At 70.0% G+C, this 12,893-nt stretch carries 12 protein-coding genes and 1 pseudogene; 4 read left to right on the top strand and 9 right to left on the bottom strand.

Annotated features, from left to right (window positions below; all coding sequences use genetic code 11):
- On the top strand, window positions 1–150 hold a 150-nt coding region (locus CCN39_RS38885), incomplete at its 5' end, for an acyl-CoA dehydrogenase family protein (RefSeq protein WP_143264315.1).
- On the opposite strand, the gene CCN39_RS38880 is transcribed toward CCN39_RS38885, so the two are convergent.
- Both CCN39_RS38880 and CCN39_RS50385 read right to left on the bottom strand, forming a co-directional pair.
- The gene (locus CCN39_RS38880) at window positions 98–721 is read right to left on the bottom strand and encodes a DUF2306 domain-containing protein (protein ID WP_086850919.1); all 624 of its coding nucleotides are present in this window, start codon (window positions 719–721) and stop codon (window positions 98–100) included. The two genes, CCN39_RS38885 and CCN39_RS38880, sit on opposite strands and share 53 nt — an antisense overlap.
- Window positions 722–897: 176 nt before the next feature.
- Window positions 898–1,296 (bottom strand): hypothetical protein, encoded by a 399-nt coding sequence (locus CCN39_RS50385; protein WP_158104587.1) that lies wholly within the window; start codon window positions 1,294–1,296, stop codon window positions 898–900.
- 162 nt (window positions 1,297–1,458) lie between these two features.
- Here CCN39_RS50385 and CCN39_RS52970 point away from each other — a divergent pair.
- Together CCN39_RS52970 and CCN39_RS38875 are read left to right on the top strand one after the other, a co-directional pair.
- Window positions 1,459–1,671, top strand: a pseudogene (locus CCN39_RS52970) (helix-turn-helix domain-containing protein); the annotation flags it as partial.
- A 93-nt stretch (window positions 1,672–1,764) separates the two neighbouring features.
- The gene (locus tag CCN39_RS38875) at window positions 1,765–2,823 is read left to right on the top strand and encodes a hypothetical protein (RefSeq protein ID WP_244211189.1); all 1,059 of its coding nucleotides are present in this window, start codon (window positions 1,765–1,767) and stop codon (window positions 2,821–2,823) included.
- Between the two features lie 2 nt (window positions 2,824–2,825).
- On the opposite strand, the gene CCN39_RS38870 is transcribed toward CCN39_RS38875, so the two are convergent.
- The 7 genes from CCN39_RS38870 to CCN39_RS38840 form a co-directional block, all read right to left on the bottom strand.
- Window positions 2,826–4,229, bottom strand: a complete 1,404-nt coding sequence (locus CCN39_RS38870) for a GH1 family beta-glucosidase (RefSeq protein WP_086850915.1) — start codon at window positions 4,227–4,229, stop codon at window positions 2,826–2,828.
- A 35-nt stretch (window positions 4,230–4,264) separates the two neighbouring features.
- On the bottom strand, window positions 4,265–5,254 hold the full coding sequence (locus tag CCN39_RS38865; protein ID WP_167455310.1) for an ABC transporter ATP-binding protein: 990 nt from the start codon (window positions 5,252–5,254) through the stop codon (window positions 4,265–4,267).
- Complete coding sequence (locus tag CCN39_RS38860; RefSeq protein WP_086850911.1) at window positions 5,251–6,237, bottom strand: ABC transporter permease; 987 nt, start codon at window positions 6,235–6,237, stop codon at window positions 5,251–5,253. Before CCN39_RS38860 ends, CCN39_RS38865 begins: the two co-directional genes overlap by 4 nt.
- Window position 6,238: 1 nt before the next feature.
- The gene (locus CCN39_RS38855) at window positions 6,239–7,219 is read right to left on the bottom strand and encodes an ABC transporter permease (RefSeq protein ID WP_086850909.1); all 981 of its coding nucleotides are present in this window, start codon (window positions 7,217–7,219) and stop codon (window positions 6,239–6,241) included.
- A complete protein-coding gene (locus tag CCN39_RS38850) occupies window positions 7,216–8,283 on the bottom strand; it encodes an ABC transporter ATP-binding protein (protein ID WP_086850923.1) in 1,068 nt (355 codons plus the stop codon). Before CCN39_RS38850 ends, CCN39_RS38855 begins: the two co-directional genes overlap by 4 nt.
- A 17-nt stretch (window positions 8,284–8,300) precedes the next feature.
- Window positions 8,301–9,971, bottom strand: a complete 1,671-nt coding sequence (locus CCN39_RS38845) for an ABC transporter substrate-binding protein (protein WP_167455309.1) — start codon at window positions 9,969–9,971, stop codon at window positions 8,301–8,303.
- Between the two features lie 205 nt (window positions 9,972–10,176).
- Window positions 10,177–11,364 (bottom strand): ROK family transcriptional regulator, encoded by a 1,188-nt coding sequence (locus CCN39_RS38840; protein ID WP_086850907.1) that lies wholly within the window; start codon window positions 11,362–11,364, stop codon window positions 10,177–10,179.
- 133 nt (window positions 11,365–11,497) lie between these two features.
- Here CCN39_RS38840 and CCN39_RS38835 point away from each other — a divergent pair, with 133 nt between their 5' ends.
- Window positions 11,498–12,733 carry an ROK family transcriptional regulator gene (locus tag CCN39_RS38835; protein WP_086850905.1) on the top strand — a complete coding sequence of 412 codons (1,236 nt, stop codon included), beginning with the start codon at window positions 11,498–11,500 and terminating at the stop codon, window positions 12,731–12,733.
- The last annotated feature ends 160 nt before the right edge of the window (window positions 12,734–12,893 follow it).

Genomic DNA, 12,893 nt, shown 5'->3' with positions numbered 1-12,893 from the left:
GCCCGCGCGCTGCGGCGCGGGCACCTGCTGGAGCACCTGTACCGGGAGGTCCGGGCGCCCCGGATCTACGAAGGCGCGTCGGAGATCCAGCGGACGATCATCGCGCGATGGCTGGCTTCTTCGGCTTCCGGTCCAGCCACCACTGGCTGAGCAGCAGCAAGGTCAGGACGCTCAGCACGCCGGAAACCGTGGCGGCGCTCAGGATCAGCTCGTCCTTGTCATCGACCCGCGGCATGACGAGCAGGAACCCGAGCGGCGAGAGGGCCCGCGTGAGCAGGGTGTGCATGGTCATCGCGAAGCTGCGGACCATCCACTTCCGGTGATCGGCGAACCGCCGCTGCCGCACCGCCCGCCACCCGGCGATCGTGAAGCCGAGCCACAGCAGGGCGGCCACGACGTCGATCGCGGCGACGACCGGCCCGAACGGGCTCACCGCCCCGATCGTCGCGGCCACCACGGCGGAGGGGATGGCGCCGCCGAAGACGTAGACCCGCCCGATCCGCCGGTGCGCGACCGGGTGCTGTTGGCGTAGCCAAGGCCAGATCTGCAGGACGACGCCGACGATGGCCACGGTCCCGAAGGTGATGTGGGCAACGAGGAACCAGTAGTGCGCGGCGAACCCGGCAGGCGCGGGTACACGCGACTGCGCGGGATCGAGCGTGAGGTAGGGCGGCACGGAGAAGGCGAGGAAGACGCCGACGACCAGGGCGAGCGGCGCCACCCAGGGCCGTCGCCACCACCGCGGCGTCGCACCGGCAGGTACGGGTCTGACTTCAGTTCGAACGGTCACGGCCACCCCCGAGGTCGGCTTTCTCCCCGACGCTAGGGAACGCCTCTCGGCGGAGCCATGGGGTGAGCCACCGCCACCGTGGTGGGGCCCACCCCACTCCCGGCGGCTCAGAGCATCGCGAAGACGGTGCTCTCGTCGATCAGGCCAACCGGGCCGCCACCCCTTCGATGGCCATTCAGTGCGCACCTCACCGCGTGCGCCACCCGGTCGGCGACCTCGAGGCGGGAAGCGCCGCGCACGCCGATCAGAAAGCCTCCGCCTGCGATGTCGGCCAGACCGCGGGCGAGGGTCCGGGCCGCCGCCGGCAGCCCCGTCAGGTCATCGGGGAATTGCCGGAGCACAAGACACCCGTACGGGCAACCACCACCGACGACGAGCGGCCGCGGGAACACGATCCGGCCAGCGTCGAGTTCCCGGCCGAGCCGCTGCGCGAACGCGGCCGCCCCGCAGGGATCGAAACACGCGTCGGCTGCCGTGAACAAGGCCATTGCCAAGGAGCGTTCCATCTGCCTCCCCTTTCCTGCGCACGGTTACACCGAACCGCGGTGGAGGCGCTGGGCTCATCGGTCGTACCGATCGCGCACATCGTGTGCACATCCTGCAAAATCGCTTGTCACCGGCTCGGCTTGGCTACCGTGAGAGCACCGACCTCTCGCGGGGAGGCCCCGATGATCAGCAACGGCTCGGCCCACGCCCGGTCCGGCCGCCCTCGCCGGCCCGGCGACGTCGTCCGGAGCGCCCGATCCGCAGCAGGCTGGACACAGGCGGCGCTGGGCCGCCGATGCGGGTGCTCGGCCAGCCAGATCTCCCGCTGGGAAACCGGCCGGTCACCGCTTCGCGACGTCGGGGTTCTCCGCGTTCTGGCCGCCGCGCTGAACTTGCCGATCGAGGTCTTCGGGCTCATTCCGGATAACCCACACGGTGTGTCCGGCAGGACGCTGTCGATGCGTTGGCCTACTGTTGGCCCGGTTCCGGTGACCGAACCCGAGGAGGACGACCCGATGCGGCGTCGCACTTTGCTCGCCGGGGCGAGCGGGTTGGCCGTCGGCGCGCTGGTCGGAGCCGGTCCGGCGGACGGCGCCACCGATCCGATCCGGTCGCTCGGGGCAGCTCTGCTGAACCCGCCCATCGCGAACGCGGAGCCGCTCTCCCTCGGCGAACTCCGGCGAACCGTGGCTGTCGTCCGGTCGATCTTCGACCAGGCGAAGTACGGGGAGGTCGCCACGGTGATGCCGAAGGTGCTGGCCCGGACGATGGCCACTCGCGCGGAACTGGACAGCACCGGCGGTGTCGCCGTGGCCAACCGGTACCTGGCCGAGCTCTACACCCTCACCTCCGAACTCATGATCAAGGTGAGCAACGACCGGCTTGCGTGGACGGCGGCGGACCGGGCCCTGCAGGCTGCCGACGCTTCCGGCGACCTCCTCACTCAGGCAACGACCCGGCGCAGCTGGGGAATCGTGCTGCGCCGTTCGGGCCAGGCCGATACCGCTCGCCGGCTCGTTCTCGACACCGCCGAAGCCCTGCAGCCGAACCTGCACCGCGGTCCCGAACACCTCTCCGTCTACGGAACGCTCCTCGAGACCGGTGCGTACACCGCGGCTGTGGACGGCGACCGGGACACCGCGAAGTCACTGATCGCCGAAGCGAGCGAGGCCGCGGCCCGGGTCGCTGCCGGCCCGCACGCGTCCGCGTTCGACCCCATCGCGGTCGGCCTCTACCAGGTCAGCATCGCCCGGGTGCTGGGCGACTCCGGCACCGCGGTCGAGCACGCGCGCCGCATCGAGCCGGGATCGATCCCGGTGGTCGAACGGCGCGCCCGCTACTACTCGGACGTCGCACGTGCCTTCCACCAGTGGGGCAAGCCGGAACAGTGCTACCGCGCGCTGCTGGCGGCCGAACACGCGTCACCCGACGAAGTCCGCTACCGCCCGGCCATCCACCGGATCACCGAAAGCCTGGTCCGGCACTCGAACGCGCGCAGCCTCCCCGGATTGACCGCGTTCGCGCGCCGGACCGGCGTCCCGGTCTGACGTCAGCTGCCGCGGACCCGCCGGACGGTGTCGCGGTAGAAGTACCCGCTCTGCTTGATCGTCCGCTCCTGGGTCTCGTAGTCCACCCGGATCAACCCGAACCGCTTCGCGTACCCGTACGCCCACTCGAAGTTGTCCAAAAGGGACCACGCGAAGTACCCCCGCACGTCCGCCCCGGCCTGACGCGCCGCCGCCACCGCCGCGATGTGCGAGGCCAAGTACGCCGTGCGGCCGTCGTCGCGCACGAAACCGGACGAGTCCGGGTCGTCGTCGAAGGCCGAGCCGTTCTCCGTGATGTACATCGGCAGGCCCGGGTAGTCGCGGCCCAGCCGGGTCAGCAGCTCCGTGAACTTGCCCGGGAGGATCTCCCAGCCCATCGCCGTCGTCGGCTCGCCGAACGGGACCGCCCGGGAGGCCGGGACCCCCTCGGCGTCCACCGGAGAGCCGTTCTCGTCCACTCCGGAAAACTGCTGGCCGAAGTAATAGTTCACGCCCAGGAAGTCCAGCGGCGTCGAGATCACCGAGAGATCGCCGTCCTGGATCGGGAGCCGGACTCCGCGCGAAGCCAGGTCGTCCACCACGTCCGTCGGGTAGCGGCCGTGGACCAGCGGGTCCAGGTAGATGCGGACGCCGAGGCCGTCGGCCTGGCGGGCCGCGCGGACGTCCTCCGGCGAATCGGTCGCCGGGTCGGCCGTGCACATGTTGAGCGTGATGCCGAACTGTGTGTCCGCCGGAGCCGCCTCGCGCATGCGCTGCACCGCCAGCCCGTGGCCGAGCAGCAGGTGGTGCACCGCGTGCAACCCGGCCGCGTAGTCACGGCGGCCCGGCGCCATCACGCCGTGGACGTACCCGTGCATCGCCGAACACCACGGCTCGTTCAACGTCGTCCAGTGGCGGACCCGGTCCGAAAGCCGGTCGAACACCAGCATCGCGTAGTCCGCGAACCGGTACGCCGTGTCGCGCGCCGGCCAGCCGCCCGCGTCCTCCAGCTCCTGCGGGAGGTCCCAGTGGTACAGCGTCAGCCACGGCGTGATCCCGCGACTCAGCGTCTCGTCGACGAGCCGGTCGTAGAACCCGATGCCCGCCTCGTTGACACCGCCGCGGCCGCGCGGCTGGACCCGGGGCCACGAAACCGAAAACCGGTAGGTGTCCGCCCCGAGCGAGCGCACCAGCTCGATGTCGGAGGGCATCCGGTGGTAGTGGTCGCAGGCGATGTCACCGTTGTCATTGTTGTCGATCGCCCACGGGACCTCGCAGAAGGTGTCCCAAATGGACGGTGTGCGCCCGTCTTCCGCGACCGCGCCTTCGATCTGGTACGCGGCGGTCGCCACGCCCCAGCGGAAGTCCGGCGGCAGGGTGTCGATCAGCGCCTGCTGCTCGGCGGTCGCGGCTGTGGTCTCGGTCAAGGCGGCTCTCCTCCAGAGTTATCGGACACCGGCGTTCAGGGAGCGACAGGGTGCAGCCAGCACGCCACTTCACGCGCCGGGTCGCCGGGCGCGCCCAGCAGCGGCACGCGGTCGGGGCACGGCTCGAAAGCCTTGGGGCACCGCGGGTGGAACGCGCAGCCGGACGGCATCCCGCGCGTGTCCGGCGGCGACCCGGGAATTCCGGACAGCTCGCGGCGCGGCCCTCGCAGCGCGGGGAACGAGTTCAGCAGGCCGTGGCTGTACGGGTGCAGCGCGTCCCGGTAGAGGTCCGCCGCCGGCGCCTGCTCGACGATCCGGCCGCCGTACATGATCGCGATCCGGTCCGAGAACTCCACCAGCAGTGACAGGTCGTGCGTGATGAACAGGACCGAGAACCCCAGCCGCTCCCGCAGTTCCACCAGCTGGCCGAGGATCTGCCGCTGCATCACGACGTCGAGCGCGGTGGTCGGCTCGTCCATGATGACGACCCGTGGCTCCAGGGCCAGGGCCATCGCGATCATCACGCGCTGCCGCATGCCGCCGGAAAGCTGGTGCGGGTACGCCTCCAGCCGGTCGGCCGAGATGCCGACGAGCTTCAGCAGATCGCGAGCACGCGCAACCCGGCCCGCGCGGGTCGTGGCCGGTTCGTGCGCCTTGATGACGTCGACGAGCTGGGTGACGACCTTGTGCACCGGGTTCAGCGAGTTCATCGCCCCTTGGAACACGATGGACGTCTCCGCCCACCGGAAGTCGCGCAGCTGCTTGGGCGTCAGGCGGAGGACATCGTACGGCTCGCCGTCCGCGGGGTGGTAGATCACCTCGCCGCCGCGGATGACGCCGGGAGGCGCGAGCAGCCGCGTCAGCCCGTAGGCCAAAGTGGACTTCCCGCTGCCGCTTTCCCCGGCCAGGCCGAGCACTTCGCCGCGGTGCAGCGTCAGGTGCACGTCCCGGACCGCGCGCACGGCCTCCTCGCCGACGCCGTAGTCGACGTCCAGGCCCTTGATCTCCAGCACCGGGTCCATCATGGCCGTTCCTCCCGCCCGAGCACGGGCGTGAAGCCCACCCGCATGCGATGCATCCGCCCGTCCGCACCGCGCACGCGCGCCTTGCCGCTGCCGCGCAGCCGCGGGCTGACGAACTCGTCGATGCCGAAGTTGAGCAGGGACAACGCGGTACCGAGGACGGCGATCGCCAGCCCGGCCGGCACGAACCACCACCACGCGCCCTGCGCCAGCGCTTGCTGGCTCTGGGCCCAGAACAGGATCGTGCCCCAGTTCCAGTTGGACAGTCCGGAGACGCCGACGAAGGCGAGGGTGATCTCCGACATCACGGCGAAGATGACCGTGCCGACGAAGCTGGACGCGATCACCGCGGTCAGGTTCGGCAGGATCTCGAAGAAGATGATCCGCCACGTCGACTCGCCGGTCGCCCGGGCCGCTTCGACGTACTCCCGGCCCCGCAGCGACAGCGTCTGCGCCCGGAGCACCCGCGCGCCCCACGCCCACGACGTGCAGCCGATGATCACCGCCACCAGGATGTCCCCGCCACCCGGCACCGCGCTGCCGATGATGATGATCAGCGGCAGCGCCGGGATCACCAGGAACACATTGGACAGAGCCGACAGCCCTTCGCCCGGTGTGCCGCCGAGGTACCCGGAGGTCACGCCGACGATCACCGCGAGGATCGTCGCCACGATCCCGGCGGCCAGCCCGACCAGCATGACGCTGCGCGTGCCGACCACGACCTGGCTGAAGATGTCCTGGCCGAGGTGGGTGGTGCCGAACCAGTGCCGGCCCGACGGCGATTCCAGCAGGTCGCTGCTGCGCGCCGACGGGTCGTACGGCGCGATCCAGTCCCCGATGATCGCGATCACCAGGAAGAAGACGATGACGGCGAGGCCGGTGACCGTCTTGCCGCCGGCGAGGAAGCGGAAGCGGCGCCGGCGAGCGGCCACCGCTTCGAGCGGGAGGGCCTGGGCGGCCTTGACGTCCGCCGCGGGTACGGCCATGTCAGCCCTCCTTCCGGGTGCGCGGGTCGAGGGCGAGGTAGGCGACGTCGGCGAGCAGGTTCGCCACCAGCACCGAGAGCGTGATGATCAGGAAGATGCCCTGCATCAGCGGGTAGTCCTGGGAGCCGACGGCCTGGAACAGCTGGTAGCCGACGCCGGGGTAGGAGAAGACGATCTCCACCAGCAGCGTGCCGCCCACGATGAACCCGAGGGCCAGCGCGAAGCCGGACACGCTGGGCAGCAGCGCGTTGCGCGCCGCGTACCCGACCATCACCCGGCGTTCCGGCAGGCCCTTGGCGTGCGCGACGGTGACGTAGTCCTCCGACGCGACCGTGACCATCATGTTCCGCATGCCCAGGATCCAGCTGCCCATCGAGCTGATCAGGATGGTCAGCGCGGGCAGCAGGCTGTGCTGGATCGCGCTGCCGATGAACTCGCCGTCCCAGCCCGGAATGGTGCCCGGGTCGTAGCCGCCGGACGACGGGAAGAAGCTGCCCGGGCCGGCCAGCAGCGTCAGCGCGATCAGGCCGAGCCAGAAGTACGGGATCGACGAGAGGAACGTCGTCACCGGCAGCAGGCCGTCGACCCACGAGCCGCGCTTCCAGCCGGCGACCACACCGAGCCCGGTGCCGAGCGCGAAGCCGATGATCGTGGTGATGCCGACCAGGATGATCGTCCACGGCAGACTGTCGGTGAGCAGGTCGGACACCGGTGTCGGGAAGAACGTGAACGAGATCCCGAGGTCGCCGCGGAAGAGCTGGCCCCAGTAGTCGAAGTACTGGGAGATCAGGCTTTCGTTCTTGTCCAGTCCGAACAGGACGTACAGCGACTCGATCGCGTCCGCGCTGATCATGCCCTGGTTCTTCGCGATCAGCGACTGCACCGGGTCGCCCGGGATCATCCGCGGGATGAAGAAGTTGATGGTGACGGCCGCCCAGGCGGTGAAGGCGTAGAAGCCCAGCCGTTGCAGCAGGTACCTCATCCGGCGGCTCCGTCGTAGAGCCAGCACGCGGCCCAGTGGCCCGGCGCGTCGCCGACGTCGAACCGCGGTGGCAGGTCGGTCTTGCACCGCGCGAGAGCGACCGGGCAGCGCGGGTGGAACCGGCAGCCGGCGGGCGGGTCGATCAGGCTCGGCGGTTCGCCGGACCCGCGTTCGGCCGGTGTCTCCCCGGGTTCGCCGCCGCCCGCGATCCGGTCCGGGTCGGGCGCGGATTCGATGAGCAGCCGGGTGTAGGGGTGCGCCGGCCGCTGGGTGATGGTTTCGCTGTCGCCGCCTTCGACCATCCGGCCCGCGTACATCACCATCGTCTCGTCGGCGAAGTAGCGCGCGGACGCGATGTCGTGCGTGATGTACAGGATCGCCAGGTGCAGGCGTTCCTTGAGGTCCCGCAGCAGGTTCAGCACGCCGAGCCGGATTGAGACGTCCAACATGGACACCGGCTCGTCGGCCAGCAGCGCCTCCGGGTCGGCGCCGAGCGCCCGCGCGATGGCGACGCGCTGGCGCTGGCCGCCGGACAGCTCGTGCGGGAACTTGTCGACGTACCGCTCGGGCGGGGTCAGCTGGACGCGGGCCAGCAGCTCGTGCAGCGACTTCTCCAGGTCGTCGCCCGCCCGGCCGTGGATCTTCAGCGCCCGCGTCAGGTGGTAACGCACGGTGTGCACCGGGTTCAGCGACGCGAACGGGTCCTGGAAGATCATCTGCACCTGGCGCGCATAGGCGCGGAACGCCCGGCCGCGCTTGACCTCGATGCGGTCACCGTGCAGCCGGATGTCGCCGCCGGTGCGCGGGTAGAGGCCCGCGAGCAGCCGCGCGACCGTCGACTTGCCGGAGCCGGACTCGCCGACCAGCGCGGTCACGCGGCCGCGCCGGAGGGTCAGGGTCACGTCGTCGACGGCCTGGATGCTGCGCCGCGGGCCGGTCAACGCCGCCCGGCCCTTGCGGCGGACCGGGAAGTGCTTGGTGAGTCCCGTGGCCTCGAGGACCACGGGGAGGTCCCCCTCCGACCCGACGGCGATGGGGTCGGAGGGGGACTGCTCGGTCGTCACGGTCGAATCCGCCATCGTCAGGCCGCGGGCTTGAGGTGCAGGACGATGTCGAGCGCGTTGCGCAGCGTCGGCTGGGCCGGCGCGTACGGGTTGGCGTCGTCCGGCCAGCCGACCCAGTTCTTCGTGCTGTACTCGCCGCCGGAGTTGGCCGCGGACGTGGGGATCATCGGCTGCTGCTCGATCATGATCTTCTGCAGCGTCGCCATGGCCGCGGTGCGGGCGGCGTCGTCCTCGGCGTTCGCGTAGGTCTCCAGGGCCTTGGTCGCCTCGTCGTTCTTGTAGCGGCCGTAGTTGCCGTTGATGCCACCCTGGCCGGTCGGCTTGTAGCGGTTGCCGTCCATGACGTCGCGGTACATGTCGTACGGCGTCTGCCCGTCGTTGGTCCAGTGCATCAGGCCTTCGAAGTCACCGGTGTCGACCGACTTCATCCAGGCGTCCTGGTTCATCTTCTCGACCGTGGCGGTGATGCCGATCTGCGCCAGGTTGTCCTTGATGATCTCCAGGTCGGTGATGTAGTCCGACCAGCCCGACGGGACGGTGAGCTTGATGGTGACCGGCTTGCCGCTCGGGTCGGCGAGCTTGTCACCGGTGAACTTGTAGCCCGCGCCGGTCAGCAGCGCCTTCGCGCCCGGGACGTCCACCTGCACCGTCTGCCCCTTGTACTGCGGCGCGATGAACGGGTCGCCCGCCGGGGTCGGGATGCCGGTGACCTGGTCGTTCTTCGGGTAGAAGTAGCCGGCCTCGCCCTGGTTGAAGATGTCGTCGCGGTTGATCACCTTGTTGATCGCCTGGCGCAGCTTCGCGTCGTTCCACGGCGCCTTCTCGGTGTTGAACCACAGGCCGTGCACGGCCAGCTGCGCGGGGAACCACAGCTTGTAGTGCTGCGGGTCCTTGTTGGTGTAGACGGCCTTGTAGTTCGGGATGAACACGAAGCTCCACTCGGCCGCGCCGTTGACCAGCGCGTTCACCTGCGCGTTGTTGTCGGTGTAGGAGGTGTAGCGGATCTCCTTCACCTTCGGCGCTTCCTGCCAGTAGCCGCTGTCGCGCCGGGTGACGATCATCGTCTGCGGGGTGGCCGACTTGAGCGTGTACGGGCCGGTGCCGATCGGGTTCTTCACGAGGTCGAGCGCCGGGTCCTTGACGTCCTTCCAGACGTGCTTCGGCACGACGAGGGTCTGCAGGATCTTGACCTGGTTGACGAACTGCGAGCCGTCGAAGGCCAGGGTGACCTGGTTGCCGGCCGCGGTGATGTCCTTGTACGGCACCGCGTCGACGTTCAGCGCCTTGTTGTCGCGCAGCAGCTGGAAGGTGTAGGCGACGTCCTCGGCGGTCATCGGCTGCCCGTCGGAGAACTTCACGTTGTCGCGGACGGTCAGGACCAGCTTCCGGTAGTTGTCCGACCAGTCCCACTTGGTGGCCAGCCAGGGCTTGCCCGGCTCCTGCGGCTTGACGCGGTTGAGCATGACGAGGGGCTCGTAGATCATCCACCGGTAGCCCATGTTGGACAGGGCGGACGTCTCCAGGAACGGGTTGTTGTTCTCCGCCTGCGGGCCGTCCGGCTTGCCGACGTTGAGCACGGCGTCGGGGTTGCTCTGGGCGGCGTTCGAACTGCCGCCGCTGCACGCGGTCAGGCCGCTCAGGACCATCACGGTGGCTAGCGCTGCGACGACGGAGCGCTTGACTCGCATCGGTTCCTCCTGGTCATCGACGACTACTTGCTGTCGACTGGTAGCGAGCCCCGACCGCCGGCGACCGAACGACGCCCCGAAGTCAACCCGGGTGACTCGGGTCACGTCAATAACACGGCGGTAACTTTTTGTGCCTAAGTTTAAGTTCTGAAAGAACTGGCGGTCTGGACCTGTTGATCGAACTACTCCTTGCGACGCAAGGGTTTCAGCCGACGCGGCCGCCGTTGGCGAGCAGCTCGGCGATCGGCAGGGTCGCCGCGCCGAGCGCGACCGCCTCCGGCCCGAGCCGGCCGAGGACGACCTCGGTGCGCTCGGCCAGGTAGTCCAGGGCGTGCCGGCCGACGGCGTCCCGGACCGCCGGCAGGATCGCCGGTCCCATGATCGCCCCCGCCGAGCCGGAAAGCACCACCCGATCGGGGCTGAGCAGGTTGATCAGGTTCGCGATGCCGATGCCGAGGTATTCGCCGGTCTCGGCGAGCACCTCGGCGGCCGGGCCGCCCTGCGGGGCTTCGGCCACGATCCGCGCCAGCTCGACGTCGCTTTCGTCCCCGATGACCGGTTCCTTGCCGACGCGGGCGGCGTAGTGGCGGACGACCGCCTCGGTGCCGACGTAGGCCTCCAGGCAGCCGTGCGAGCCGCACCGGCAGGGCGCTCCGGCCGCCTTGACGACGGTGTGGCCCCACTCGCTGGTCGTGATCCCGGGGTGCGACCGCCCGGCCGTCGCGACGGCCGCCCCGACGCCGACGCCGAGCAGGGCGACGATGGCCCGTTCGGCGTCCCGGCCGGCGCCCCGCCAGGTCTCGGCCTGGCCCAGGGTGCGGGCGCGGTTGTCCAGGTGGAGGGGCGCCTGGATGTGCGGGTGGATCAGTTCGGCGAAGTCCACCCCGCGCCAGCCGAGGGTGGGGGCGTGCACGATCCCGCCGTCGCGGACCGCGCCCGGCACGCCGATGCCCACGCCGAACACCGCGTCCGGATCGCCCCCCGCGAGCACTTCGGCGATGCCCGTGCGCACCAGACCGGCCACTTCGTCCGGGTCGAGCCGGGTGCCGACCAGCGGGTGGCGGACGGTCCCGAGGGTGCCGAGCGCGCAGTCGAAGAGGCCGACCTCGACGTGCGTTTCGCTGACGTCCACGCCCACGACGTGCCCGAACTCGGCCCGCACGGCCAGCAGCGTCCGCGGCCGACCGCCGTCCGATTCGACCGATCCGGCCTCCGCGACGACGCCGTCCGCGATGAGCTCGGAAACGACGTTGGTAACGGTGGCGGCCGACAGTCCCGATTCAGCTACCAGTTCCAGTCTGCTGACGGGGCCGCGGAGGTAGAGCGAGGAGAGCAGTGCCGCGCGGTTGTGCCGCCTGAGGTCACGGGTCGTCTGGCGCACCACCTGGGTCACCGGGAGGATTCTGCCAGACCATGACCCCACCACCATGGGTTCGGGACTTAGTTCACCACTTAATACATAGCCACAACTTACGGTGATCAGGCATCCTGTCAGTGAGCCGGTAAGTGTTTCAGATGGGTTGCCCATGGCGAGCAAGCGCACCACCGTCCGCGATCTGCGGCGGCACAACCGATCCCTGCTGCTGTCGAAGCTGTACTTCGACGGCCCGCTGTCGAGGCACGAACTCAGCCAGCTCACCGGATTGAGTGCCGCCACGGTGAGCAACGTGACCGCCGAACTGGGCGAAGAACGCCTGATCACCGAAGCCGGCCAGGTCGAATCGGACGGCGGCCGTCCCCGGGTACTGCTGCGCGTGGACCCGGCGTACGGGCACGTCGCGGGCGTCGACATCGGCGAAACGGGCGTCAAGGTCGAGCTGTTCGACCTGGCGATGAACCGCCTGGCGACGGTCGAGCACCCCCTCCCGAAGGCGCCGGACCCGGCGACGGCGGTCGAGCAGGTGACGTCCGGGCTGCGCGAGGTGTTCGCGAGCGCGGGCATCGACGAATCGGGCGTGCTCGGCGTCGGCATCGGGGTGCCGGGAACGGTCGAGCAGGGGGCGCAGGTGCTGGTCCACGCCCCGACGGTCGGCTGGGACGCGGTGCCGTTCGCGTCGCTACTGGTCGACGCCGGCGTCAGGCTGCCGCTGTTCATCGACAACGGCGCGAAGACGCAGGGCCAGGCGGAGATGTGGTTCGGCGCGGGCCGGGGGGCCCGCCACGCGGTGATCGCACTGATCGGCTCGGGCGTGGGTGCGGCGGTGGTGACGGACGGAACGACGTACCGGGGCTCGACGAGCAGCGCGGGCGAGTGGGGCCACACAACGATCGCGTACGGCGGTCAGGAGTGCCGCTGCGGTGCGCGAGGGTGCTTGGAGGCGTACATCGGCGCGGGCGCGGTCCTGGCCAGGTACCGCCGGGCGCGCGGCAAGGACATCACGGGCGAAGACGAGCAGGCCCAGTTCACGGCACTGTTGTCGGCGGCCCCGAAGTCCAAGACGGCGGCCCGGGTACTCGACGAAACGGCAGGCTACCTCGGCGCGGGCATCGCCAACTTGATCAACTTGTTCAACCCGGAGCGCATAGTGATCGGCGGCTGGGCAGGCCTGGCACTGGGCGAGCAGCTGCTCCCGAAGATCCGCTCGGCGGCGGGCGAGCACGCGCTCCGCCACCCGTTCAGCCAGACATCGATCCAGCTGGGCTCGCTGGGCCTGGACGCGGTGGCAACAGGCGCGGCAACGCTCCCGGTGGCAGACCTCCTGGAGCAGGGCGCAACATCAAGGATCGCAAAGCCAGGAGCCCCAAACTCCGACGCGGCTTAGCACCAGCGCCCAACCTGGCCGCGCGCGGAACAAGCCGCCCTGGCCAGCCCGCGCAGCTCGCCTTCGAGCGCCTGGAGCTCGTTCTGCGTCTGGTCGGTGCCGCCGACGGTGTCCACGTAGGAGTTGAGCTTGCGCACCTCGTCCGGGGAGAGGGTGTCGT

The organism is Amycolatopsis kentuckyensis (assembly GCF_002155975.1).
Taxonomy (GTDB): domain Bacteria; phylum Actinomycetota; class Actinomycetes; order Mycobacteriales; family Pseudonocardiaceae; genus Amycolatopsis; species Amycolatopsis kentuckyensis.
The sequence above is the reverse complement of the archived record's forward strand: the minus strand, read 5'-3'. Positions and strand labels throughout refer to the sequence as shown.

Excerpts from the sequence above, each read along its gene's own strand:
- CCN39_RS50385 (WP_158104587.1), bottom strand. The coding sequence starts at position 1,296 with ATGGAACGCTCCTTGGCAATGGCCTTGTTCACGGCAGCCGACGCGTGT.
- CCN39_RS38865 (WP_167455310.1), bottom strand. The coding sequence starts at position 5,254 with ATGATGGACCCGGTGCTGGAGATCAAGGGCCTGGACGTCGACTACGGC.
- CCN39_RS38860 (WP_086850911.1), bottom strand. The coding sequence starts at position 6,237 with ATGGCCGTACCCGCGGCGGACGTCAAGGCCGCCCAGGCCCTCCCGCTC.
- CCN39_RS38855 (WP_086850909.1), bottom strand. The coding sequence starts at position 7,219 with ATGAGGTACCTGCTGCAACGGCTGGGCTTCTACGCCTTCACCGCCTGG.
- CCN39_RS38845 (WP_167455309.1), bottom strand. The coding sequence starts at position 9,971 with ATGCGAGTCAAGCGCTCCGTCGTCGCAGCGCTAGCCACCGTGATGGTC.
- CCN39_RS38835 (WP_086850905.1), top strand. The coding sequence starts at position 11,498 with ATGGCGAGCAAGCGCACCACCGTCCGCGATCTGCGGCGGCACAACCGA.